Below are 24886 nucleotides of genomic sequence, written 5' to 3' on the forward strand. Positions count from 1 at the left end.
TACATGACACCTTCCCAGCCTCTCTGGACATAGTTAAAGGAGTTAGTTTCTTTAATATTACTCTTTTATATGAAGCTTGTCAATCTTGATTCAAGCTTGTACGAATCTCTTTCCGTAACTGTTCCAAACATTCAACGCCATAAATTTCCATGCATTTTGGCAAGTCTTGAATAATCTTTGGACAAGCAAATGGGTCTGTAAAGTTGGCTGTTCCTACCCCTACGGCTGAAGCTCCTGCAATCATCATCTCAAGGGCTTTATCTGCCGAATCTACACCGCCCATTCCTATGATAGGAAGATTCGTCATCTGAGTGACTTGACGGATGAGCTTGAGTGCAACTGGAAACACAGCTGGCCCAGACATACCACCCGTACCATTTGCCAGAATCGGTTGTCGAGTTTTCAAATTAAATCGCATACCAACTAGGGTATTAATCATCGTTAAGCCACTTGCACCTGCATCCTCAGCCGCTTTAGCCAAGAGGGTAATATCGGCTACACTGGGTGTGAGTTTGACATAGACTGGCACGGATGATGCTGTAACTGCTGCTTTTACAGCTTCATAAGCTAATTCTGGTACCTGTCCTATTAGAAGACCATTGTTGCCATGGTCCACATTGGGACAAGAAATGTTTAGTTCAATCGCCTTCACATTAGGAGCCTTTGAAATTTTTCCTGAAACGTAGGCATATTCTTCATTTGAAAAACCAGCTACATTGGCAATGATAGGCAAATCTGGAAAATGCTGTTGCAACCAGGGGAGTTTTTCGGACAAGACGGCATCAACACCAGGATTTTGAAGACCAATGGCATTGAGCATACCTGCTGGAGTTTCCGCAACACGGGGAGTCGCATTGCCATAGCGAGGATGACGAGTGGTCGCCTTAATCATAATGGATCCAAGCTGGTTAAGGTCATAATAATCTGCATACTCTTGACCAAAACCAAAACAACCAGATGCAGGAATAATGGGATTTTTTAATTCTAAACCTGGTAAGGAAATCGCTAAACGTTTCTCCATGTTGTCCTCCTATAAAACCAGACTTCCAGTCTCAAACACTGGACCTTCTTTGCAGACGCGCTTGTTCTCGTGCTCTTGTCCTCCCTTGGGTTTGACAACACAGGCATAGCAGGCGCCCATCCCACAAGCCATGCGGGCTTCAAGCGAGAGGTAAGCATGTGGATGATCTTGGAACCGTTGGTCAACATACTTCATCATGCCAGGCGCTCCACAGGAATAGATGGCAGAAAAGTCATTTGTCAGCTGCTCCACTACTGTTGCCACAGACCCTTTAATTCCATAGGAACCATCATCTGTTGTGACATGAACAGAGCCATACTGCGCCAACTCCTCCTCCAAAATCACAGCTTCTTTAGTGGCAAAGCCAATGACTGACGTGACCTTAGCACCACGCTTCGCAGCTTGTTTTGCTACCTCCACCAGAGGAGGAACACCGATGCCACCACCAATAATAAGTATCGGGTCGCCATCTTTTAGAAAATCAATCTCAAAACCATTTCCGAGTGGCCCCATGACATCCAAATAATCTCCTGCAACCATGTTTGAGAAAACATCTGTCCCAAGACCCTCCACACGGTAAATAATCCGACATTGGGACCTACCATAATCAATTTCAGAAATGGAAATCGGTCTGCGCAAGAGCATTGCATCATTTGGAACCCGAATATGGATAAATTGTCCAATCCTCATCTCGGAAACCATCTTTCCTTGCAAAATCATTGAAAAAATTCGCGGTGCAAGTTGTACTTGTTCAACAAGTAACATTTGTTCTTTTAAAATCATTTTTCCCCTATTCTATGATTCTCAGAATACAAGAAAGTCGGTGCAGAGAAAAAACCTTGCTGGCTAGCAAGGTTACACGAAAAGAAGACAGAATCTGTCCTTTTTATCACGTTCCCTTCTTCGCCTCTCTGGACTCAGTTAAAGGTTATATTCTCAGCATTATACATTTTTTCATATCATTTGTCAATTTTCATGTTAAAATAGATTTATGAGAATTCAACAATTATTTTACATTATCAAAATCGCTGAAACAGGCAGTATGAATGAAGCTGCCAAACAATTATTTATCACACAACCAAGTCTTTCAAATGCTGTGCGAGATCTTGAAAAAGAAATGAATATCAAAATATTCTACCGAAACCCCAAAGGAATTACCTTAACAAAGGACGGGATGGAATTTCTTTCTTACGCACGGCAGATTGTTGAACAGACTGAATTATTGGAAGACCGCTATAAAAATCCGAATGCCAAACGACAATTATTCAGTGTCTCTTCTCAGCACTATGCATTTGTCGTAAATGCTTTCGTTTCCTTGTTAAAGGAAACAGAGATGGAAGACTATGAACTATTCTTAAGGGAAACGCGGACTTGGGAAATTATCGATGACGTGAAGAATTTCCGTTCTGAGATAGGAGTACTTTTTTTGAATAACTATAACCGTGAGGTTCTTCTCAAATTACTAGATGATTATCGCTTGTCTCATACGTATCTTTTTACAGCAAGTCCTCATATTTTTGTTAGTAAAACCAATCCCCTTGCCTCTAAGAAATCAATTAAACTGTCTGACTTAGTTGATTTCCCTTATCTCAGCTACGAACAAGGGATTCATAACTCCTTCTACTTCTCAGAAGAAATTTTATCTCAAGAACACCATAAAAAGTCAATCGTTGTCTCTGACCGTGCAACTCTTTTTAATTTATTAATTGGACTTGATGGCTACACTATTGCAACAGGTATTCTTAACTCCAATTTGAACGGAGATAATATCGTTTCAATCCCTCTAGAATATGATGACGAAATTGAATTGGTCTATATCAAGCATGAGAAAGCCGTTCTTTCTGATATGGGTGAAAAATTTATAGAGTTTCTTCTTGAGGAAGTAAAATTCGATAAAATTTAAATTTTTTATGCTTATGAATTTAATATAATATATTTGTGAAAGTGTTTCGTAAAATTATTGAAAATTTTTCAATTTTGACCTAGGAAACGCTTTCATTTTTTTCCATTCTGTGCTATAATACATGTATCAAATATAAAGGAGTGGTTAGATGGCTCAAAATAAAATGTTAGCTATGATCCTTGCTGGTGGACGGGGAACCCGTCTAGAAGGGTTGACTAAAAAAGTCGCTAAACCAGCAGTCGCATTTGGGGGAAAATATCGTATCATCGATTTTCCACTTAGTAACTGTGCCAACTCAGGTATTGATATTGTTGGTGTTTTAACCCAGTATGAGCCTGTTCTCTTGAATTCATATGTTGCTCAATCACAACGTTGGGGACTTGATGTACAAGGATCTGGTGTCTTTGTATTGCCACCGAGTGAAAAAATCGAAGGTTTTGGATTATATAAAGGAACAGCTGATGCGATTACGCAAAACATTGACTTTATTGATCTCCATGATCCTGAGTATGTACTTATTCTATCTGGTGACCATATCTACAAGATGAACTATGATAAACTCCTTGATACGCACATTCATAAGAAAGCGGATGCTACTATCGCCGTTATTGAAGTCCCTATCAAAGAGGCTTCACGTTTTGGTATCATGAATACCGACGAAGAATACCGCATCCAAGAATTTGAAGAGAAACCATCGAATCCAAAGAGCAATCTGGCTTCGATGGGGATTTACATTTTCACCTGGAAAACCCTTAAAAAATATCTACAAGAAGATGATAAATCAGAAACTTCTACACACGACTTTGGTCACGATATTATTCCAAAATATCTTTCAGATGGCCGTACCCTTATTGCCCATCCATTCCAAGGTTATTGGAAAGATGTTGGTACAGTGAATAGCCTATGGGAGTCAAATATGGACTTAATTGACCATTCTGGTGATTTAGATTTGTCCGATAGAACTTGGAGAATTTACTCTGAAGACAAAGGTTCACCTGCCCAAGTTATTAGTGCTTCTGCAACTGTTAAATCTGCCTATATTGATAAAGGGGCAGTTATTGATGGTTATGTTGAACATTCTGTTATTTCAAACGATGTTCAGGTAAATAAGGATGCGGTTGTTAAAAACTCTGTTCTGTTACCGGGATCAGTGATTGGTGAAGGCGCAGAGCTTGACTATGTCATTGTTGCTGAGGATGTGAAAATTGCTGATAATGTCAAACTTTCAGGAACACTTGATAAAATTCTTTTGGTTGACAAAAATGTAAGTAAGTAAGAAAGGAATGCTATGCTAAGAAATACACTCGGAATTGTAAATATTGAAGGAAACAATGTGCATTTTGGTGACGTTATGAGTCACCGTGGTGTTCAAGCTTTTAGCTTCCTAGGTCGCTACCGTCTAATCGACTTTGTGCTATCAAATATGTCTAACTCAGGCATTACAGAATTTCAAGTTTATATGCCTGCAAGAATGCGTTCTACCATTCAGCACGTTGGTACCGGTAAACACTACAACATCAACAGTAAACGTGGCTCATTACGCTTGCTGAACAGTGTGACAGATCCAAACTCAGTTTATCAGCATGATGTTAACGCATTTTCTGAAAATATCCATTATATCGAAAGCTCAACAAAGGAATATGTCTTAATCGCTCCTTCCTACTTTATCTATAGTCAAGATTTTTCAAAAGTAATGGAGGAACATATCGCAAACGAAGCTGACATCACTGTACTCTATAAAAATGTTTCAGATGCGAAGGAAAATTTCATCGGCTGCCAAACCTTGAAATTCGGTGATGACCGTCGAGTGATTGCATTTGAAGAAAATCATGGCAAATACAAGAATCGTCCCGTTTCATTAGAGGCTTACTTCATGAAACGTACGACCTTTATCGAATTGATTCAACGTGCGAATAAGGTTTCTTCTTTATACTGGCTTAAAGATATTCTAAGAGATGTTGTGGATCAATACAAAATCATGGGATATGCTCATCGAGATTTTGTTGCTTGTATCAACAGCGTGGAAGCCTATTTTACAACTCAGCTGGAGTTGCTTCAACGGGATACCCGTAAATTGCTCTTCAAACATGACTGGCCTATCCATACACAGACGAGTGACTCTTCTCCTACCTTGTATGGTCCGTTAGCTGAAGTAAAAGGTTGTATTATTGCAAATGGAGCGAATATCAATGGTCAAGTTGAAAATTCTGTCATTGACCGTGATGTTGTCATCGAAGAGGGTGTTGTGATAAAGAACTCAATCATTCTCAATGGTGTGACCATTAAGACCGGCGCAAATATTGAAAATGCCATTGTTGATAAAGCCACCAAAATTATCCACCCAATTGACATCAAAGGAAGTCAAACTTCCCCTTCATACCTGAAACCTCATCAAATCATTTAGGAGTTGATATGACTAAAAAATCTGTTCTTTTTGTTGCATCAGAAGGTCTCCCATTTATCAAAACTGGTGGCTTAGCTGATGTTATCGGTTCACTTCCTAAAGAACTTGTTAAGCAAGGTCTGGATGTACGGGTAGTACTTCCTCTCTATAAAAAGATTGCAATACACAATCATTCTGATTTTGACTATGTATCAAGTTTTGATGTGCGAGCAGGGGATATTCAATCCATGGCCAATGTATACAGTCAAGTTATTGACGGGGTAACCTTTTATTTCATAGAGCATCGTGATTTCTTTGAACGGGATGAATTATATGGATATGATGATGACGCTATGCGATTTGGTTATTTCCAACATGCCACTTGTCGCCTCTTAGAAGCCTTGAACTACTTCCCAGATGTCATGCACACACACGATTGGCATACTGCTGCACTTCCTTTCCTATGCCGTACATTCTATAGCTACCGTGAAGAATTCCGTAACATCAAACATGTCTTTACCATTCATAATTTAGCCTTCCAAGGTATTTTTCATAAGCAGGCACTTTGGTCCGCACTTGGCATGGACTATAGCTACTACTTGGATGGTATTGCACGTTTTCATGATGAATGCATCAGTTTCATGAAATTAGGAATTTTGTATGCTGATAAGGTAACAACTGTTTCAGAAACCTACGCGCAAGAAATTCTGACAGAAGAATTTGGTGAAAATATGCAACACGTTTTAGAGTTGCGTAAACATGATCTTGTCGGTATTGTCAATGGTATAGACTATGATAGTTGGGATAGCCAAACAGATCACTATTTAGTAAAGAATTACAGCTTGGAAAATATAGCTGAGAAAAAAGCAAACAAATTGGCATTACAAGCCCAATTTGCACTGCCACAAGATGAGAATGTCATTCTGGTAGGAATTGTATCACGTTTAACCTGGCAGAAAGGCTTCTATCTTTTGACAGAGGTACTCGGACATCTTCTACAAGCTCATGTTCAATTTGTAATATTAGGCAATGGTGAAACTGATATTGAAAATGCCTTTAATCATTTCAAACAGGTATATCCTGATAAATTCGCCTTCTATCGTGGGTACAATGAGCCACTCGCCCACCAAATTTACGCAGCAAGTGACCTCTTCCTAATGCCGTCTATGTTTGAACCATGCGGTATTAGCCAGCTGATTTCTATGCACTATGGAACACTCCCTTTGGTTCGTGAAACAGGTGGGCTTGTTGATACCGTCACACCTTATAACATGGAAACAAAAGAAGGTACTGGTTTTAGTTTTGGAGGACGTGATGCCTACAGTATGCGTCAAGTCTACGATTTAGCCCTTCAAACTTACTATGACCGGCCAGAAGATTGGTTTAGGATGGTTGACCAAGCGATGAAGCGAGACTTTAGCTGGACTGTTTCGGCTGAAAAATACATCTGGCTCTATCGTGAAATAAGTGGTTAGAATACAAATAAAGATTGATTTGGAGTGAGACCCCCCGTCCACTCCTTTTGCACAATGGAGATTGCTATGAAAGAATTTACTGATTTAGACCTATATTATATGAATTCCGGTGAACATACCACCCTTTACGAAAAGATGGGGGCACACATGGTAAAAGAGAGAAACAAGATACTCGGTACCCATTTTCGTGTCTATGCTCCTAATGCTAAGGAGGTATTTGTGATTGGTGATTTTAATGCGTGGCAAAGAAGTCATCAAATGCAGTGGGAAATTGATGGTGTTTTTCAACTCTATGTTGAAGGATTAAAGTCACTTGAGAATTATAAATATTTGATTATTACCCATGACGGTCGGGAATTGTATAAGGCTGATCCATACGCGTTTTTCAGTCAAGTTCGCCCAGAGACTGCTTCTACCACCTACAACTCGCGCTATAAATTCAAAGATCAAGCTTGGATGAATGAGAGAGTGGAATATGACTTCAAAGAACAACCTGTCTCCATCTATGAAGTGCATTTGGGATCTTGGAAGCAAAAATTCGTCAATAGAAATGAAGGTGGGGCTCCGGTAGAGGCCTTCAATAGTTATAAGGATATCACCCCGCTTTTGATCGAGCATCTCAAAGAAAACAACTATACGCATGTCGAGTTGCTTCCGATTACTGAGCACCCATTAGACGCTTCATGGGGCTATCAAGTCACAGGTTATTATAGTCCCACCAGTCGGTTTGGTAAGCCAGACGAATTAAAATATTTAGTTGATCAGCTTCATCAAGCTGGGATTGGCGTTATCTTAGACTGGGTTCCATTACATTTTTGTAAAGATGCACATGGTCTATACCAGTTTGATGGTAGTTGGTTGTATGAATACCCTTATGAGCATGATCGAGAAAATCATCAGTGGGGAACTGCCAATTTTGACCTTGGTAAGGGGATGACACGGTCTTTCTTACTTTCAAATTTGAAATATTGGCTAGAATATTTCCATTTCGATGGCATCCGCGTTGACGCTCTATCCTATCTCCTTTATTGGCGAGGGGAAACGACTGAAGACAAAATAAACCATGCTGCCATCGATTTTATCAAGCGTGTCAATGCAATGGTTCATACGGACTATAAAGGTGTTCTAATGATTGCAGAAGATTCTTCTAGCTTTCCAAAAGTAACCCATTCCTTAGAAGATGGCGGTATCGGATTCGATATGAAATGGGATTTGGGCTGGATGAACGATACGCTTAAATACATGGGGCGCCCATCTGTCTATCGCAAATACCATTCAAACGAAATAACGTTCGGAATGTATTACAACCAAAACGAGCATTTCCTCCTTCCGCTTTCACATGATGAAGTTGTGCATGGAAAACACTCTATCATAGAGAAAATGGATGGAAATTACGAAGATCAATTTAATTTGGCGCGTGCCTACTATAGCTTCTATTTTGCGCATCCTGGTAAAAAATTACTCTTTATGGGCAATGAATGGGGACATGTTCGTGAATGGCATGAATATACTGAAATGGATTGGAATTTACTACAATTTCCAATTCACCAATCCTTCTATCAAATGATGAAAACCTTATCTACTTTCTATAAAGAAAATGATGCCTTTTGGAAGTATGATTATCAAGCCTACGAAAAAGGGTTTAATTGGGTAAAAATTGATGGTGATAGTAATCTCTTTGCATTTTCACGTATGAGTGATGACCAAGAAATTCTAACGATCCATAATTTTAATGACCAAGAACTCTTCGACGTACATTTAGATCTGCCTGCAGAATCCGAATACAAGCTAGTCTTCTCATCTAGTACCATCCCAATGGAATCATTTAGTATTTATCCAAATGAGAATGGTGTTACGATAACAATGCCACGCTTAACTAGTTTCTATTTAGAGAGAATGAAGTAAAAAAAAACTTGTAAGTCTAAAAGTAGAGACTTACAAGTTTTTTTATTCTATTCAACAGCCGTATAAGTGGCTGCTTTTTCTAAGAAGGTATCAAATTCACCACTTGACTTAACTTCGTTAATAACCTTATCAATGCTTGTTTTTAAGTCATCACTTCCTTTTGGAAGAGCAATAACTTTTGAATTTTCATCAATAGTTGGGAATTCAATTGAAGCAATGGCTAAATCTGAATTTTGTGAAACATATCCAGCTGCGACAGGTGAATCCATCAAAACAGCATCAACTTTACCAGCTTTAAGTTCATTTACTGCTTCTCCCATTAATGTCAATGAAACAATTTTAGCCTGACTTATTTCTGATTTAGCATATGTTTCCTGAGTAGAACCTTTTTGGACAGCCAGGTTTTTACCTGACATTGCATCAATTGAAGTTAAGGTACTTGCATCATCTTTTTTGACAAGCAAAACATCAGCAATTTGGTAATAGCTTTCTGAGAAGTCAAAAACTTTCGCACGTTCATCTGAGTAAGATAGACCAGCAATAGCAATGTCGGCTTTCCCGTTTTGTACACTAGATAAGACATTATCGAAACTCATTGCTGAAACTTCAAGTTTTACTCCCAATTCATCAGCAATCTTTTGTGCAAGCATAATATCTGCACCAACGACTTCATTTTTGCCATCAACAAGGGCTTGAAACTCAAATGGTGCATAGTCTGGACTAGTAGCAACAACCAACGTACCTTTTTCTTTAATCTTTTCTAATGTGGATTGGCTGGAATCTGAACTAGAGCTTGCTGAACAAGCAGCTAGAGATAGGGTAGCGACAAATGTCGTAGCTAGGGTAAGCATTTTTTTCAATTTCATTAATAAACAGTTCCTTTTCATTCATTTCCAAATCAATCTTTTTTGATTCGATAGTGAATATTCTATCGTATTTTTATTCAGTTGTCAACCAATCGAATTGAATATTTATTCTCAAAAACAATTAATTATTACTGATGGATTGCTGGTAGGCTTCCTCAACAAATTGATCCATTTTACCAGAGTCAACTAACTCAGTAATGACTTTGTCAATTTTTTCCTTTAATTCGGTACTACCCTTTGGCATTGCAACCGCGTAAGAATCCGAAATAGAAGATTCAATATCCATATCAACTATTTGCAAGTCACTATTGACCCCCACGTAGGCTTTGGCAATTGGCTCTTCAAAGATGACACCATCAAGCTGACCAGCCTTTAATTGTTGAATCAAATCGCCATTTTTATCTAAACTAATCATTGTGGCCCCAGTGAATTCTTCTTTTCCGACACTTTCTTGAATGGTACCCTTCTGCGTTCCAATTGATGTACCAACGAAATCCTCGATGCTTGTTAAGCGAGTTGCGTCAGATTTCTTAATGATCATTTTGTTTACCGATTGATAATAGGCCTCAGAAAAATCATAGATTTTTGCACGCTCTTCGGTTGCAGAAATACCCGAAATGGCAATATCAGACTTACCGCTCTGTACACTCGCTAATACATTTGAAAAGCTCATGCTAGAGAATTCAACTTCAACTCCTAACTCCTCCCCGATAGCTTTCGCTAGCTCAATATCCGCACCGACAATTGTATCTTTCCCATCTACAATTGTTTTGTATTCAAATGGAGGAAATTCTGGATTTAAAGCAACAACAATTTTTCCTTTGTCTTCAATTTTTTGCAAAGTATTTGAAGTTGAGCTTGAGTTACAAGCTACAAGGATAGTAGAGGCAAAACAAACAGTCGCAAACCTATAAATTGACTTAAATTTCATAATAATCTCCTGTATAAAAAATCATAATATCAAACATACCAGCGGTTGTTTTTGTATGTTTATGCTATTCTAAATCATATTTATACATTTGTCAACTGTTTTTTGTATTTTTATTCGTTTTAATTATAAATTTATAGTCTATATGAATGTAATGTTATAACAATCTTTCTAATTCAGTGATATCTTCTTCAGTTGTTGACCAGCTTGTTGCTAAGCGAATTACCGTACTACGTTCATCATATTTTTCCCAAAAACTATAACCAATTCCTAATTCGTCAAAATGTTTTAGGTCTGTATTCGAAACAATGATAAACTGTTGATTAGTAGGTGATTGCAGATAAAATTGATATCCTTTTTCAGTCAAGATTCTTTTTAAACGCTCTGCCATTTCAATCGCATGACGTCCAATCTCCAAATATAGATTTTCTGTAAAAAATCGATCGAATTGAACACCGACTACACGTCCTTTTGCAAGTAATGCTCCATGTTGTTTTACAATTGTTGAAAAGTGCTTTGGCTGATTATTTTTAGTGAAGACAACTGCTTCACCAAGTAAGGCTCCCATTTTAGTTCCACCGATGTAGAAGACATCTGTTAAGGCAGCGATTGCTTTCAAATCGAGATCTGTGTCCCTTGCACCTAGTCCATATCCCAAACGAGCTCCATCTAAATACAAAGGAATTTGAAAGTGTCTACAAACACTAGCAAGGTCACTCAATTCTTGTTCTGTATACAAGGTTCCATATTCTGTAGGATGTGAGATATAGACCATACCAGGAAATACCATATGTTCGTGATTGGCATCAGCATAAAAGTCAGTAATATATTGTTCAACGATTGATGCTACTAGCTTACCTTGTGAATGCGGTAAGGCCAACACTTTATGGCCTGAAAATTCAATAGCACCTGCCTCATGAGTTGTCACATGCCCTGTTTCTGCAGCAATTACTCCCTCATATGATGCAAGCATTGAATTTATGACCAATTGGTTTGTTTGTGTCCCACCAGCTAAGAAAGTAACTTGAGCATGCGTACAATCTGTTGCTTCACGGATTTTCTCTACAGCACGGACAGTATAAAGATCAGTCCCATATCCAGACAACCCTTCATTGTTTGTTTCAATGATAGCTTCTAGAAGCGCAGGATGAACCCCTTTATTATAATCATTTTCAAAATGTAACATAGATACCTCCAGTAAAAAATGGCTCTATAATTTCTGTAGTGGGTAAAACCACCGTGGAGATTATGGAGCCTTTTTAAGTATATACAAAAAGTCCCATATGACCTATAATGAAAAGTGCTCAAACTATCATTTTAGAAAGACTCATATGGAACAACTAAATCTTATCACAAATTTTCTCAGAATTAAAGACAAAAATATCACTATCACTGATGAATATGATATGGAAACTCACTTAGAACTCCACGGTTACTTGGATTACATGGCTCCTAAATGTCAAGAATGCAAGGGACAAATGGCTAAGTACGACTACCAGAAAGCATCAAAAATCCCTTACCTAGAAACTGCTGGTTATCCACTCCTTATCCGCCTTAAAAAGCGTCGTTTCAAGTGTAAAGAATGTGGGAAAATGGCTGTTGCTGAAACTCCTCTTGTCAAGAAGAACCACCAAATCTCCGTCGCTGTTAGTCAGAAGATTGCTCAATTACTCATCGAAAATCAAGCAATGACACATATTGCACACAGGCTATCTATCTCAACATCATCAGTTATGAGAAAGCTCAATGAGTTCAAGTTTGAAACGGATTGGAATACCCTACCTGAGGTGATGAGTTGGGACGAGTATGCCTTCAAGAAGGGGAAAATGAGCTTCATCGCTCAAGATTTCGACTCCCTAAACGTCATCGCCATTCTCGACGGAAGAACTCAAGCAACCATCCGAAACCACTTTCTACGCTATCCTAGAAAGGTTAGAAATCAGGTCAAAGTGATTACCATGGATATGTTTAGTCCCTATTATCAACTTGCTAAACAGCTTTTTCCGAATGCAAAAATCGTACTAGACCGCTTTCATATTGTTCAACTCCTTAGCCGTGCTATGAACCGTGTCCGTATTCAAATCATGAATCAATTTGATAGAAAATCGCAGGAATACCGAGCCTTGAAACGCTACTGGAAATTGATACAACAAGATAGCCGTAAAATCAATGATAAACGATTTTATCGCCCTATGTTTCGAATGCATTTGACTAACAAGGAAATCCTGGAAAAACTCTTGTCTTTCTCTGAGGAACTACGACAGCACTATGAACTCTATCAGCTTCTCTTATTCCATTTCCAAGAGAAGAACTCAGACCATTTCTTTGACCTCGTCGAACAGGAAATAGCCACTGTTAATCCTATTTTCCAGACGGTATTTAAGACATTGCTAAAGGATAAAGACAAGGTTTTGAATGCCCTAGAATTGCATTATTCCAACGCCAAACTGGAAGCTACTAATAATCTCATCAAAGTCATTAAGAGAAATGCCTTTGGTTTCAGGAACTTTGAAAACTTTAAAAAACGCATTTTGATTGCTTTGAACATAAAGAAAGAGAGAACGAAGTTCGTCCTCTCTAGGTGTTAGCTTTTCATCTACCCACTACAGTTGACAAAGAGCCTAAAAAATAAACTCCACCTATAATTTTGGACAGTTGATACGACAAAAACCCTTGTAAATCAAGGGTTTTTAAGTATATTTAGTCCACCCTGAGGGAATCGAACCCCCATCTCAAGAACCGGAATCTTACGTGATATCCATTACACTAAGGGTGGAAAGGAAAAACTTGCCGAGGCAAGTTTTTAAGTGAATTACAATTCAATGTCACCGAAAAGGTCAGCCATTGAGAAACCTGATTGAGTTTCTGGTAATTCGTAATCACGTTTTTCTTCACGTTTTTGGCGACGTGGACGTGGAGCACGTTTTTCAGCTTTTTCTTCGCCTTCAGCTGCTGCTGGACGTTCTTCCAAAGCCTTGATAGAAAGTGACACACGTTCATCTGCTGCGTTCACTTCAAGAACTTTAACAGTTACGTCTTGACCTACTGTTAAAGCATCTTTAGGATTTTCAACACGTTTGTGTGAAATTTGTGAGATGTGAACCAAACCGTCGATACCAGGTAATACTTCAACGAATGCACCAAAATCAGTCAAACGTTTTACTTTACCTTCGATTACATCGCCAGCTGCCAATTTTTGCTCAACGCCATCCCATGGGCCAGGCTGTGTAGCTTTCAATGACAATGATACACGGCCTTCAACTTCGTCGATAGCAAGAACTTTAACTTCTACTTCTTCACCAACAGTTACAGCTGATTTAGGAGATACGTTACGCTCATGTGACAACTCAGTCAAGTGAACCAAACCATCAACACCACCTAAGTCGATGAAAGCACCAAAGCTTGTAATGCGAGCAACTTTACCAGTTACAACATCACCAACAGCCAATTTACCGAATACTTCAGCACGTGCTGAAGCAGCTGCTTCTTCAACTACATCACGACGTGACAAGATGAAACGATTTTCTGCTGGATCAACTTCTTTGATTTTAGCGTCAAATTCTTGACCTACAAAACGCTCAGTGTTACGAGTGAAACGGCTATCAATCATTGAAGCAGGAATGAAACCACGCAAGCCTTCAAATTCAACTGCCAATCCACCTTTAACTGCACGAGTAACTTTGACAGTTACAACTTCACCTTCGCGACCAACAAGCTTGTCCCATGCTTTACGAGCTTCCAAACGTTTTTTAGATACAAGATATGTAACAGTGTCTGTATCTTTACCAACAACTTGGCGAAGAACAAGTAATTCAAGTGTTTCACCAACTTTTACAAGGTCGTTGATGTCAGCATTACGATCGTTTGTCAACTCACGAAGCGTTAACACACCTTCAACACCAGTACCTGAGATAGCAACATTAGCTTGTCCAGCATCAACTGTCAATACCTCAGCTGTTACTACATCACCTGGTGTAACTTCACTTACACTGTTCAACAAATCTTCAAATTCGTTCATTATTAATAAACCTCCGACAATCGGGTTTCTACACCCAACATAAAATATATTTTATTAAGGCACACGCAAGGACAACTTATGGACATCTTTGACGAATTAGGACTTGCCTAATACCTTTACTGGGGTAGCTGGATTCGAACCAACGCATGAGGGAGTCAAAGTCCCTTGCCTTACCGCTTGGCGATACCCCAATATACACCACTAAGATAACGTTCTGAAATGAACTCGGGCTAAACGCTGTGTAAAAAAGATAAGTTGCCTAGCAAATCAGGATTTGCTGTCAACTTCCTATTTTTACTGTGCGTTTGACGCCCTTAGTATCTTAGATATGGAGAGAGAGGGATTCGAACCCCCGAACCCGAAGGAGCGGATTTACAGTCCGCCGCGTTTAGCCTCTTCGCTATCTCTCCGTGCACTAACAGACACTATTCTACCATAAAATAGTACCAATTACAATACTTTTAGTTGCTTAAATTATAATTTTCAATAATATTTCCGACTGCTTTTTCCAATGTTTTATAAAAGCCTTCGGCATTTCCGTTTTTTACAATTGTAAAATTATTTTCAGCTAATTCTGCGATCTCACCAATAACTTTTTTTCCAATGACGAGACGGTAACCATCATATTTTTCATTGTTCACAACAACAGTTGCATCTTCAATCTGGATTTCAATTTTTTTATCTTTTTTACTCATTTTTAAAACCTCACTGTTTCTATTCTACAAAAAATGAGAAAAGCTTGCAAGTGCAAGCCTTCCGAAATTATTCAACCTCTACAATCCAACCTTCTGGCGCTTCAATATCACCAAACTGAATTCCTGTCAATTCTTCATAAAGTTTGCGGGTCACAGGACCAACCTCTGTTTCACTATGGAACACATGGAATGTATCACCAATTTGAATACCACCAATCGGGGAAATAACAGCGGCGGTTCCACAGGCTCCTGCTTCAACAAAATCATCTAGTTCATCCACAAAGACTTCCCTTTCAATTGCTTTTAATCCCAATCGTTTTTCTGCTAAGTAAAGAAGAGAATACTTGGTAATTGAAGGTAGGATAGATGGTGAAACTGGCGTAACAAATTCATTTTCAGCTGTGATACCAAAGAAGTTAGCTGACCCAACTTCTTCAATTTTCGTGTGAGTAGCTGGGTCCAGGTAGATAACATCTGAAAATCCTTGATTTTTTGCATACTTCCCTGGCAGTAATGAAGCCGCATAGTTCCCACCAACTTTTGCCGCTCCTGTACCATTCGGCGCAGCTCGGTCATATTCATCTTGAATAAGGAAATTAGTTGGTGCTAAACCACCTTTGAAGTAGTTTCCTACCGGCATAGCAAAGACAGTAAAGATATAATCGTCAGCTGGCTTAACCCCAATAATGTCACCAACACCAATCAAAAGCGGTCTTAGATAAAGTGTACCACCTGTTCCATATGGAGGTACATAATCAGCGTTAGCTTTTACTACTTGCTTACAAGCTTCGATAAATAATTCTGTTGGAACTTGAGGCATAAGAAGTCGGTCAGCGGTTCGTTGCAAACGCTCAGCATTTTGATCTGGACGGAAAAGCTGCAACTTCCCTTCCTTAGTTCGATAGGCTTTAAGACCTTCAAATGCTTGTTGACCATAGTGTAGAGCAGGTGAACTTTCGGAAATATGTAATTCTGCATCCTCAGTCAATTCACCATTATTCCAATGACCGTCCTTGTAATAAGCAATAAAACGATAAGGTAATTTCATATAGGAAAATCCTAAATTCTCCCAGTCAATAGTTACTGTCATAAGTTTTCTCCAAATTTTTTTTTTATTATTTTACTACTTTTGAAAATGATTTTCAATTAAAAATTCAGAAAATTTTGTATGTTCGTTTTTTTCTTATAACTTTTTCTCTATTTTAGCTTTTCAAGAGAAAGGGCGACAACTCGGTCCATAGATGTAACAGTAGGATTGATTCGATATTTTAAGGATGAAGATTCAAAAAGTAAGTAAAGGAATTGATCCTCCACAAGGATTTGTTGCAAATATGGAGGAGCGACTAATTCCTTCTTTGGTATAGACATATCTGTCAAGGTATCATACCCAGTAAAATCAAACCAAAGAATTTTTGAATCCTTATTACCATATGATTGAGAGAATAGAATTTGGTCTTCGTATACCACAATACCTTGTACCTGATCAGGAGTTTTAACGACAGTTAAAGGTTGATATAGCTCCGTCTCCTCGTCCTTATCGGCAGGAAAACCTGCTGGATCGAGTTGGTAAATTCCCAGATGACCGTGTTCGTCCTTATCAAAATAACCCACCAATAGCTTTTCCTGGTCGTAGGCCATATAAGAAGAACGCTCAACCTGATCCAGATTGAACTGATAGTCGAATGTAACCGGATCGTTAGTAGAAACAAAGTCATCCTCTTCAATGGTCTGCAAATCCAGTGCTGATACCTGTGCTGAACTCTCCTCATCAGTTGTCGTTACCCAAAGCCGTTCATTTTTTGAATCATAGGCCATACCACCAACATGACTAGTCGAAGGTAAGACAATGGTTTTGATATAGTCGCCGCTTTCCTTATCCAATACCCAGATGACTGAATTAACTTCTCCACCCTTACTGTAAGCTGATATTAGGACATACTTTTCCAGAAAGCTCAAACCTTGTGGCGTCATGTCCTCTGTCTGCTCTGTGTCTCCCCTGTCCTCACCTTTAGCTTGAATAGATTCCGATTGCACCAGACCAGGAATAACAAAGGTTGACTGACTTTCTCTTGGAATCTTCTTGTAAAAATCTGGATAATAGGCCTCTAGCTCTGCATAAAAATCTTCCAAATCCTTACTAGCTGAATTTATATTTGTACCATTTTCCTCCTCATATTTGGTTCCATTATATAATGAGTAACCATACAGCATTAGCCCACAAACGCCAATACATGCTAATAAAATAAAAAAATATTTTTTCACTTAAACTCTCCTCAAAGAACAATAGATATTAGTATATCAAAAAAGATTGTCAAATGACAATCTTTCCAACTGTGATTACTAAATAATAATTTGACAAAATATGATGGAATGATATTTAAGTAAAATGATCTCCAATACATGCTTTAAAACCATAAAATAAGGATGTCAGATATTCAATACCTAGCCCTTTTTATCAATCCAAGCATTAAATACTTCTTCATCAGAAATAGTATCCGAAATAAAGCTACCATTGCTAGTCCGCTCGGAGAAGCTAAGCTGAGTCACATCAACCTCATAATTCTTGCCTGTTTTAGACAAGACATGGAGCAGTTGACCAGTAGTTTGCTCCTCGACCTGACTAGTAAACAAATCAAAATCACCTTGGTCTGTCAAGACTGGACCCGCCGCAAAGACACGGTGAGGCTTAGCCTTGAGTTCGCGAAGTACCTGCAAACCACGCTTGGCACGACTTGTCACAGGGATTTCCTCCACCGCCATCCGCTTCAAACTACCACGCTGAGTAAGGAGATAGACGGAGCTGGTATTACAGATGAAAGCCGCGGCCACCACATCCTCATCCTTGAGGTTGACCGCCTTGACACCAGCTGCCTTGGCACCGATGATTGGCACTTCTTCGATGTTAAATCGCAGAGCGTAGCCCTTTTCTGTCATGAGCATGATGTCATCCAAGACTACAGGCGATACAGTAATAACTATATCTTCTTCATCTTTGAGTTTGGCATACTTGGTTGACTTAGACTTGTAAGTCCGCCAAGGAGCAAACTCCTTCCGCTCCACACGTTTAATTTGGCCAAATTTAGTCACCGCGAAATAAGTTCCCTCATCAAAATTCTCGACCAGTTCAGCGAAGATAATCTCTTCATTGGTATCAAAGTTCATCAAGGTCTGGCTCAGGTGTTCACCAATGTCCTTCCAGCGAATATCTATCAGTTCATGGACAGGTCGGTAGATGACATTTCCAAGATTGGTAAAGAGCAAGAGGTGCTGGGTTGTCTTGGCATTCTGCAAGAAAATCAGCTGATCATCATCTCGCTTGCCCATTTCTTCTAGCGTTGAGGCATTGAAAGAACGAGGACTTGTACGTTTGATATAGCCTGCCTTAGTCACGCTGACAAAGGTTTCTTCTTCGACAATCAAGCTGGCGGTGTCAATTTCAATCGTTTCTGCCTGATCTTGCAATTCGCTCAAACGAGGATTACCAAACTGCTTCTTGACCTCACGCAATTCCTTCTTCATAAGATTAAACATGGTCCGCTCATCGCCGATAATAGCTGCCAAGGTCTGAATCTGCTCGCGAAGGGCAGCTTCTTCATTTTCCAATATCACAATGTCGGTATTGGTCAAGCGGTAAAGTTGCAAGGTTACAATTGCCTCTGCCTGTTCCTCGCTGAAATCATAGCTGATTTTCAGATTTTCCTTGGCATCAGCCTTGTTTTCAGATGCACGGATAAGAGCAATGACTTCATCTAAGATGGAAATGACACGGATTAAACCCTCAACGATGTGAAGACGTTTCTCTGCCTTTTCCTTGTCGAACTTAGAACGAGCAATGATAATCTCACGACGGTGGGCAATATAGCTAGACAGAATCTTCTGTAAGCCGACCTGACGCGGTGTGAAATTATCAATCGCCACCATATTGAAGTTGTAATTGATTTGTAAATCGGTGTACTTGTAAAGGTAGTTGAGAATGGTTTGCTCGTCGCTGTCTTTTTTCAGCTCAATGGCAATCCGCAGACCTGTACGGTCTGATTCATCACGCACCTCAGCAATACCAGGCACCTTGTTGTTGACACGGACATCATCAATCTTTTTAACCAGAACAGCCTTATTTACTTCGTACGGAATCTCCGTCACAATGATCTGTTTCTTTCCACCCTTCAGTTGTTCAATGTCACAACGGCTACGGACTGCGACACGGCCCTTTCCAGTTTCATAGGCTTTCTTGATTTCGTCAGCCCCTTGGATAATGGCACCTGTTGGGAAGTCAGGTCCAGGCAAGAACTCCATTAGCTTTTCTAACTTAGCAGTCGGATGATCAATCATGTAAACAACGGCATCGATGACCTCCGCCAGATTATGCGGCGGGATGTCAGTCGCGTATCCTGCTGAAATTCCTGTCGCTCCATTAACCAAGAGATTAGGGAAGGCAGCTGGTAGCACAGTGGGTTCTTTTTCCGTATCGTCAAAGTTCCAGGCAAATGGTACTGTCTTTTTCTCGATGTCAGCCAGCAAATAACCTGCCATTTCCGACAGACGAGCCTCGGTGTAACGCATGGCCGCAGGCGGATCGCCGTCCATAGAACCGTTGTTACCGTGCATCTCCACCAAAATCTCGCGGTTTTTCCAGTCCTGACTCATGCGGACCATGGCATCATAAATAGAGGAATCACCGTGCGGGTGGAAATTCCCCATGATATTCCCGACAGACTTGGCAGACTTGCGGTAGCCCTTGTCAAACGTGTTGCCGTCCTTATTCATGGAATAAAGAATCCGACGTTGCACGGGCTTTAGACCGTCACGAATGTCCGGCAGAGCCCGCTCCTGAATAATGTATTTGGAGTAGCGACCAAAGCGCTCTCCCATGATGTCCTCAAGGGACATATTTTGAATGTTAGACATAAATTAAGATACAAAGGGACGATTCAGTCCCGTGTTCAGTTAGACAGACTAGCTGAACATTCCTTTCTTTGTTTCTTGGTGAGTAGTTAAATTTTCTTTCTTTTTTATTTTTTTTGATAATCGCCTTAAGTAGTGAGAACGGAAGAGACCTTATATAGCAATTTCTATTGCTATATCCTTAGCTAAACATTAGTTCTTTACCTAAGTTCTCTGATAAAAGAAAGCAATCATATCCCCTACTCTATCATAAAGATTATCATCAACATATGCTAATTTCTCAATTTCTAGTTCCTCATCATCAATCAAATTTTCTTGATAAGCTTGAGCATATTCACCACACGATTTTAGATAATCCATTATTAAAACTAACTCTTGCTTCTGTTGAGAAGAAAGGACTTTTCCTTTATAGAGAGTCTCCTTTATGAATCGACAGTAGTTTGAGTGCTCTTCACACCAATTGACATTGCCATTTGCTTGAGCTTCCCAGCGAAGTTTTTCTAATTGTCGAAGTAATTCACCTTGTAAAGTAGAAGAAATCCCGTATTTAGGCACATCTGCTCGCCAAATTGAACGTAGAACCTCTGTATGCTGAGAAGCATACGGAACTTTCTTAAGTTGCTCGATAGTTGGCTTTTTTCTTAAAAACTTTAGCATAGCTACTCTTCTGCCTTCCGTTGACTTGCTTGCCAGTTTCTAAAATCATCAACATCTGACTTAACTAGTTTCAAACAAGCATTTAAGACAAAAGCATCATCTAAGAGTCCAGGTCCAAATAGAAAATCCGGAAGGACATCTAGCGGACTAAAGAAATAAATCAAGGCTCCAGTAATCGCTAGTAAGGTACTTTTTGGAATTGCAGTATATTCACGCTTTATAAAACTACGTAATAAAGAAATGAAACCTGGAATTGCTGCAAATTTGTCCCCACTAAAAGGTAAACGAGCCAATTTTCGTTCAGTGTTTTGTAAGAAATGTTCTAATTTTCCCTCATCCGAGAGTAAATTCTCTGCTCGTTGTTTTGTTTTAGATGACTTCCAACTTTCTAAAGCCTGATCAAATTTTTCTTCCAGTTCTTTTTTATTCTTAAAAGGCTTGTGTATCATGGACCATTGCTGCAAACGGTCAGTTAATTGTTTTTTTATTGTTACTCGTAATGGCATAAGTCACCTCACTTTATTTATCGTTACATTTTACAAATCCTCAGTACGATAAAGGTTATAACCCTCATAGTAATAAGAATGGCCGGTGCCTTCGAAATAAGTAGCTTGACCAAGATCATCAGTCAAAGAATGTAGCAAGAGGTATTTGAGTTCACCTGTTGATACATGACTTCTAATCATCGCATTGAAACATTCATCTTTATCAATACTATTCCAATCAACCACCTTGCCCAAACTATCCCTTAGCATACAATCCAACCAGATACGCATACTGCGTCCATTTCCTTCTCAGAATGGATGTGCAATGTTCATATCCGCATATTTTTCAACGATTTCGTCAAAGGTTTCATGAGGTAGCTTGTCAATATAGGCCAAAGACTGATCCAGAAAGATTCGTGGAGCGAATTGAAAATTATCTTTGGCAATGTTGACATCACGAATTTTCCCTGCAAAGTCGTAAATATCATTAAATAAAGCCTGATGAATGTGTACCAAACCTGCAAATGTCCCAACATCTATTTTGAATAACTGACCTGTTTCGAACAGTTGAGCTGCTTTTTTCTTACTGATTTGTTCTTGAAGACGGGCTAATTCAGCCGAATTTTCAATCCCCAATTTATTTTCTAAAACCATATGGCATCTCAACATCCATAGATTATTTGGTAAATACAGTTGCTTCTTCCAAAGTAAATGTTACATTATCCTCTATCCACTTACGGCGTGGCTCGACCTTGTCCCCCATAAGGACAGATACACGGCGTTCCGCACGCGCCAAATCTTCAATCGTCACACGAATCAGGGTTCTAGTCTCAGGGTTCATGGTCGTTTCCCAGAGCTGATCAGCATTCATTTCACCAAGACCTTTATAGCGTTGGAGGGTTGAGCCTTTGCCAAAATCCTTGCGGAGATCTTCTAGCTCTCCATCAGACCAAGCGTAGGCAATCTTTTCTGTCTTCCCTTTTCCTTTAGACATCTTATATAAAGGAGGCAATGCAATATAAACTCGCCCTGCTTCTACTAAGGGTCTCATATAGCGATAAAAGAATGTTAACAATAGCGTCTGAATATGGGCACCATCTGTATCCGCATCGGTCATGATAATAATCTTGTCATAGTTGACATCTTCCAGCGTAAAGTCTGATCCAACACCTGCACCAATTGTATAAATCATGGTGTTGATTTCTTCGTTTTTGAGGATGTCCGCCATTTTTGCCTTGGCTGTGTTGATAACCTTACCGCGCAAAGGTAAAATGGCTTGGAACTTGCGGTCACGGCCTTGTTTGGCAGAGCCTCCGGCTGAATCTCCCTCGACCAGATAGAGTTCGTTTTTGGCTGGATTTTTAGACTGGGCTGGAGTTAGCTTACCTGACAGAAGCCCCTTATCCTTCTTGTTTTTCTTACCGTTTCGGGATTCGTCTCGGGCTTTACGTGCCGCTTCACGCGCGTCACGCGCCTTAATGGCTTTACGAACTAGATTTGAAGCTAATTCCCCATTTTCCAAAAGGAAGAACGTTAATTTCTCTGAAACGATTCCATCTACAATCGGACGGGCAAGTGGGCTTCCAAGTTTATCTTTAGTTTGACCTTCAAATTGAAGATGTTCTTCCGGAACGAGAACTGACAAGACAGCTGACAAGCCTTCACGGTAGTCAGAGCCTTCCAAGTTCTTGTCCTTTTCCTTGAGCAAGTTGGTCTTGCGGGCATAGTCGTTCATAGCCTTGGTAATAGCAAGTTTCAATCCTGTCTCATGAGTACCACCATCCTTGGTACGAACATTGTTTACAAATGAGAGTATGTTATCTGAATAGCCATCATTGTACTGCATGGCTACTTGTACTTGAAAACCAGATTCTTCACCTTCAAAATAGAGGACTGGTGTCAGAGTTTCCTTGTCTTCATTTAAATAAGATACAAAATCCTGAACACCATTTTCGTAGTGATACTCTTCTTGTTCACCAGTTCGCTCATCTTTCAAGGTCATCGTCACTTGCTTGAGCAAGAAGGCAGATTCCTTCAACCGCTCTGCAATGGTATTAAATTTAAAATCAATTGTTGAGAAAATGGTATCGTCAGGCATAAAGGTAACTTTGGTACCTGTTTTTGATTTTGGTGCACTACCAATTTTTTTCAAGGTAGTAACAGGCTTACCTCCCTGCTCAAAGCGTTGTTTATAAACTGCACCATCACGGGTAATTTCCACTTCTAACCAACTAGATAGGGCATTAACCACCGAAGAACCAACCCCATGCAGACCACCTGACGTTTTATACCCACCTTGGCCAAACTTACCACCTGCATGGAGAACGGTGAAGATGACTTCAACTGTTGGCTTGCCTGTAGCATGCATACCAACTGGCATACCGCGACCACAGTCTGTTACGGATAAACTCCCATCTTTATGAATCGTTACTTCAATTCTATTCCCGAATCCAGACAATGCTTCATCTACCGCATTATCGACAATCTCCCAAACCATATGGTGTAGACCGTTGCCGTCTGTTGATCCGATATACATGCCGGGACGTTTACGAACAGCATCTAACCCTTCCAAGACCTGAATGGCATCATCGTTATAATTATTAATATCAATCTCTTTCTTAGCCAAATTTGACCTCCATACTTATCATCTTTTCTATATTACAAGTTTTTTTGTATTTTTGCAAAATATTTCTGTTCTTTTCCGGTGCAACAAGATAATTAGTGTCCAATTCAAAATTCTTGATAAAAAATATGCTATAATGAAACTATGTTAAAGATTGTATTACTATTCATTACTGCCTACTTATTAGGCTCAATACCTTCTGGTCTTTGGATTGGTCAAGCGTTTTTTAATATCAATATTCGTGACCATGGATCTGGCAATACGGGAACAACTAATACATTTCGGATTCTGGGACCAAAAGCAGGGACAGTTGTATTTATTGTTGATTTCTTAAAAGGAACCTTAGCAGCCCTTTTACCTATTCTCTTCCATGTGCAAGACATTTCACCAATCGTTTTCGGTCTTCTAGCTGTTCTAGGACATACCTTCCCAATTTTTGCTCAATTTAAGGGTGGGAAGGCTGTTGCTACGTCTGCAGGAATGCTTTTGGGAGTTGCACCTGCATTTTGCCTTTATCTAGTAATCATTTTCGCAGTATCCCTTTATTTGACGTCTATGGTCTCTTTCTCCAGTGTCTTTTCAGCCGGCTTAGCCATTTTGGGAGTCTTAGTGTTTCCAGCGTTTGACTTCCTATTTATTGAATATGATTGGTTATTTACACTGATTATTGTCTTTCTCGGACTCTTTGTGATTATCCGTCATAAAGAAAATATCAAACGATTTCTTCGCAAAGAAGAAAATTTGGTTCCCTTTGGATTGAACCTAACGAAACAAAAGAAAAAATAGTTTAATCAAATACCTCTTACACCCTTATTTGGACCCTCGGCCTAGTAAGGGTTTTATTATGGAAAAACATAGTCATCTGAATTAATACTCTACGAGAGTGACTTGTTTCGCAAGTCATATTTCTAACCTAGAAAAGCCTCAAGGTTGCTCTAGCTACCTGTACCAAAGTCCAGGTCTGAAAGCATTTCATCCGACTAAACAACAATTGAAACCAGCCTCACACTTCCCAAGTAACGGAA

20 protein-coding genes, 3 tRNA genes and 1 pseudogene are annotated in these 24886 nt (G+C 39.5%); 7 read left to right on the forward strand and 17 right to left on the reverse strand.

Translation table 11 applies throughout. The features are described from left to right. Positions 1–79: 79 nt before the first annotated feature. Together L6410_RS05325 and L6410_RS05330 are read right to left on the reverse strand one after the other, a co-directional pair. Entirely contained in the window at positions 80–1021 is a 942-nt protein-coding gene (locus L6410_RS05325; RefSeq protein WP_222368093.1) for a dihydroorotate dehydrogenase, read from the reverse strand. A 9-nt stretch (positions 1022–1030) separates the two neighbouring features. Continuing rightward, a complete protein-coding gene (locus tag L6410_RS05330; protein WP_237396560.1) occupies positions 1031–1804 on the reverse strand; it encodes a dihydroorotate dehydrogenase electron transfer subunit in 774 nt (257 codons plus the stop codon). Positions 1805–2012: 208 nt separating this feature from the next. On the opposite strand from L6410_RS05330, the gene L6410_RS05335 reads away from it, so the two are divergent. The 5 genes from L6410_RS05335 (at position 2013) to glgB (ending at position 8687) form a co-directional block, all read left to right on the forward strand. Beyond that, positions 2013–2924 (forward strand): LysR family transcriptional regulator, encoded by a 912-nt coding sequence (locus L6410_RS05335; RefSeq protein ID WP_024392170.1) that lies wholly within the window; start codon positions 2013–2015, stop codon positions 2922–2924. 148 nt (positions 2925–3072) lie between these two features. Next, a complete protein-coding gene (locus tag L6410_RS05340) occupies positions 3073–4200 on the forward strand; it encodes a glucose-1-phosphate adenylyltransferase (protein ID WP_237396563.1) in 1128 nt (375 codons plus the stop codon). A gap of 12 nt (positions 4201–4212) precedes the next feature. After that, positions 4213–5328 carry a glucose-1-phosphate adenylyltransferase subunit GlgD gene (gene glgD / locus L6410_RS05345; RefSeq protein WP_024392172.1) on the forward strand — a complete coding sequence of 372 codons (1116 nt, stop codon included), beginning with the start codon at positions 4213–4215 and terminating at the stop codon, positions 5326–5328. 8 nt (positions 5329–5336) lie between these two features. Next, a complete protein-coding gene (gene glgA / locus L6410_RS05350; RefSeq protein ID WP_237396564.1) occupies positions 5337–6782 on the forward strand; it encodes a glycogen synthase GlgA in 1446 nt (481 codons plus the stop codon). Between the two features lie 66 nt (positions 6783–6848). Continuing rightward, on the forward strand, positions 6849–8687 hold the full coding sequence (gene glgB, locus L6410_RS05355; RefSeq protein WP_237396566.1) for a 1,4-alpha-glucan branching protein GlgB: 1839 nt from the start codon (positions 6849–6851) through the stop codon (positions 8685–8687). 47 nt (positions 8688–8734) lie between these two features. Here the strand turns inward: glgB and L6410_RS05360 are convergent, their stop codons facing one another. The 3 genes from L6410_RS05360 to L6410_RS05370 form a co-directional block, all read right to left on the reverse strand. Further along, the gene (locus L6410_RS05360; protein WP_024392175.1) at positions 8735–9547 is read right to left on the reverse strand and encodes a transporter substrate-binding domain-containing protein; all 813 of its coding nucleotides are present in this window, start codon (positions 9545–9547) and stop codon (positions 8735–8737) included. A gap of 127 nt (positions 9548–9674) precedes the next feature. Continuing rightward, a complete protein-coding gene (locus L6410_RS05365; RefSeq protein WP_419580015.1) occupies positions 9675–10487 on the reverse strand; it encodes a transporter substrate-binding domain-containing protein in 813 nt (270 codons plus the stop codon). Between the two features lie 151 nt (positions 10488–10638). Then, complete coding sequence (locus tag L6410_RS05370) at positions 10639–11667, reverse strand: threonine aldolase family protein (RefSeq protein WP_237396570.1); 1029 nt, start codon at positions 11665–11667, stop codon at positions 10639–10641. 145 nt (positions 11668–11812) lie between these two features. Between L6410_RS05370 and L6410_RS05375 the strand changes: the two genes are divergently transcribed. Continuing rightward, a complete protein-coding gene (locus L6410_RS05375; RefSeq protein ID WP_237396572.1) occupies positions 11813–13069 on the forward strand; it encodes an ISL3 family transposase in 1257 nt (418 codons plus the stop codon). Between the two features lie 116 nt (positions 13070–13185). On the opposite strand, the gene L6410_RS05380 is transcribed toward L6410_RS05375, so the two are convergent. The 12 genes and pseudogenes from L6410_RS05380 to parE form a co-directional block, all read right to left on the reverse strand. Then, positions 13186–13257 (reverse strand) — tRNA-Arg (locus tag L6410_RS05380). A 36-nt stretch (positions 13258–13293) separates the two neighbouring features. Beyond that, positions 13294–14499: a 30S ribosomal protein S1 gene (gene rpsA, locus L6410_RS05385; protein WP_172040365.1), complete on the reverse strand. Its 1206-nt coding sequence runs from the start codon at positions 14497–14499 to the stop codon at positions 13294–13296. A 119-nt stretch (positions 14500–14618) separates the two neighbouring features. Continuing rightward, positions 14619–14690: transfer RNA gene (locus L6410_RS05390), tRNA-Gln, on the reverse strand. A gap of 138 nt (positions 14691–14828) precedes the next feature. After that, positions 14829–14909: transfer RNA gene (locus L6410_RS05395), tRNA-Tyr, on the reverse strand. Positions 14910–14960: 51 nt separating this feature from the next. Beyond that, positions 14961–15194 (reverse strand): DUF2969 domain-containing protein, encoded by a 234-nt coding sequence (locus L6410_RS05400; protein ID WP_024392179.1) that lies wholly within the window; start codon positions 15192–15194, stop codon positions 14961–14963. A gap of 67 nt (positions 15195–15261) precedes the next feature. Continuing rightward, positions 15262–16284, reverse strand: coding sequence for a branched-chain amino acid aminotransferase (locus tag L6410_RS05405; RefSeq protein ID WP_024392180.1), 1023 nt, complete (start codon positions 16282–16284; stop codon positions 15262–15264). 107 nt (positions 16285–16391) lie between these two features. Continuing rightward, entirely contained in the window at positions 16392–17456 is a 1065-nt protein-coding gene (locus tag L6410_RS05410) for a YncE family protein (protein ID WP_024392181.1), read from the reverse strand. Between the two features lie 180 nt (positions 17457–17636). Then, positions 17637–20099, reverse strand: a complete 2463-nt coding sequence (gene parC, locus L6410_RS05415) for a DNA topoisomerase IV subunit A (protein ID WP_024392182.1) — start codon at positions 20097–20099, stop codon at positions 17637–17639. 201 nt (positions 20100–20300) lie between these two features. Next, a complete protein-coding gene (locus L6410_RS05420; protein WP_024392183.1) occupies positions 20301–20753 on the reverse strand; it encodes a hypothetical protein in 453 nt (150 codons plus the stop codon). A gap of 2 nt (positions 20754–20755) precedes the next feature. Beyond that, entirely contained in the window at positions 20756–21259 is a 504-nt protein-coding gene (locus L6410_RS05425) for a YkvA family protein (protein WP_237396575.1), read from the reverse strand. Between the two features lie 30 nt (positions 21260–21289). Beyond that, positions 21290–21892, reverse strand: a pseudogene (fic, locus tag L6410_RS05430) (protein adenylyltransferase Fic). A 22-nt stretch (positions 21893–21914) separates the two neighbouring features. Next, complete coding sequence (gene parE, locus L6410_RS05435) at positions 21915–23864, reverse strand: DNA topoisomerase IV subunit B (RefSeq protein ID WP_237396577.1); 1950 nt, start codon at positions 23862–23864, stop codon at positions 21915–21917. A gap of 141 nt (positions 23865–24005) precedes the next feature. Here parE and plsY point away from each other — a divergent pair, with 141 nt between their 5' ends. After that, a complete protein-coding gene (gene plsY / locus L6410_RS05440; RefSeq protein ID WP_024404625.1) occupies positions 24006–24647 on the forward strand; it encodes a glycerol-3-phosphate 1-O-acyltransferase PlsY in 642 nt (213 codons plus the stop codon). The last annotated feature ends 239 nt before the right edge of the window (positions 24648–24886 follow it).

Origin of the sequence: Streptococcus parasuis (assembly GCF_021654455.1) — a bacterium.
In the GTDB taxonomy this organism is placed as follows: Bacteria; Bacillota; Bacilli; order Lactobacillales; family Streptococcaceae; genus Streptococcus; species Streptococcus parasuis.

Coding starts and splice junctions, on each gene's coding strand:
- L6410_RS05325 (WP_222368093.1), bottom strand. CDS start 1,021: ATGGAGAAACGTTTAGCGATTTCCTTACCAGGTTTAGAATTAAAAAAT.
- L6410_RS05330 (WP_237396560.1), bottom strand. CDS start 1,804: ATGATTTTAAAAGAACAAATGTTACTTGTTGAACAAGTACAACTTGCA.
- L6410_RS05335 (WP_024392170.1), top strand. CDS start 2,013: ATGAGAATTCAACAATTATTTTACATTATCAAAATCGCTGAAACAGGC.
- L6410_RS05340 (WP_237396563.1), top strand. CDS start 3,073: ATGGCTCAAAATAAAATGTTAGCTATGATCCTTGCTGGTGGACGGGGA.
- glgD (WP_024392172.1), top strand. CDS start 4,213: ATGCTAAGAAATACACTCGGAATTGTAAATATTGAAGGAAACAATGTG.
- glgA (WP_237396564.1), top strand. CDS start 5,337: ATGACTAAAAAATCTGTTCTTTTTGTTGCATCAGAAGGTCTCCCATTT.
- glgB (WP_237396566.1), top strand. CDS start 6,849: ATGAAAGAATTTACTGATTTAGACCTATATTATATGAATTCCGGTGAA.
- L6410_RS05370 (WP_237396570.1), bottom strand. CDS start 11,667: ATGTTACATTTTGAAAATGATTATAATAAAGGGGTTCATCCTGCGCTT.
- L6410_RS05375 (WP_237396572.1), top strand. CDS start 11,813: ATGGAACAACTAAATCTTATCACAAATTTTCTCAGAATTAAAGACAAA.
- rpsA (WP_172040365.1), bottom strand. CDS start 14,499: ATGAACGAATTTGAAGATTTGTTGAACAGTGTAAGTGAAGTTACACCA.
- L6410_RS05400 (WP_024392179.1), bottom strand. CDS start 15,194: ATGAGTAAAAAAGATAAAAAAATTGAAATCCAGATTGAAGATGCAACT.
- L6410_RS05405 (WP_024392180.1), bottom strand. CDS start 16,284: ATGACAGTAACTATTGACTGGGAGAATTTAGGATTTTCCTATATGAAA.
- parC (WP_024392182.1), bottom strand. CDS start 20,099: ATGTCTAACATTCAAAATATGTCCCTTGAGGACATCATGGGAGAGCGC.
- L6410_RS05420 (WP_024392183.1), bottom strand. CDS start 20,753: ATGCTAAAGTTTTTAAGAAAAAAGCCAACTATCGAGCAACTTAAGAAA.
- L6410_RS05425 (WP_237396575.1), bottom strand. CDS start 21,259: ATGCCATTACGAGTAACAATAAAAAAACAATTAACTGACCGTTTGCAG.
- plsY (WP_024404625.1), top strand. CDS start 24,006: ATGTTAAAGATTGTATTACTATTCATTACTGCCTACTTATTAGGCTCA.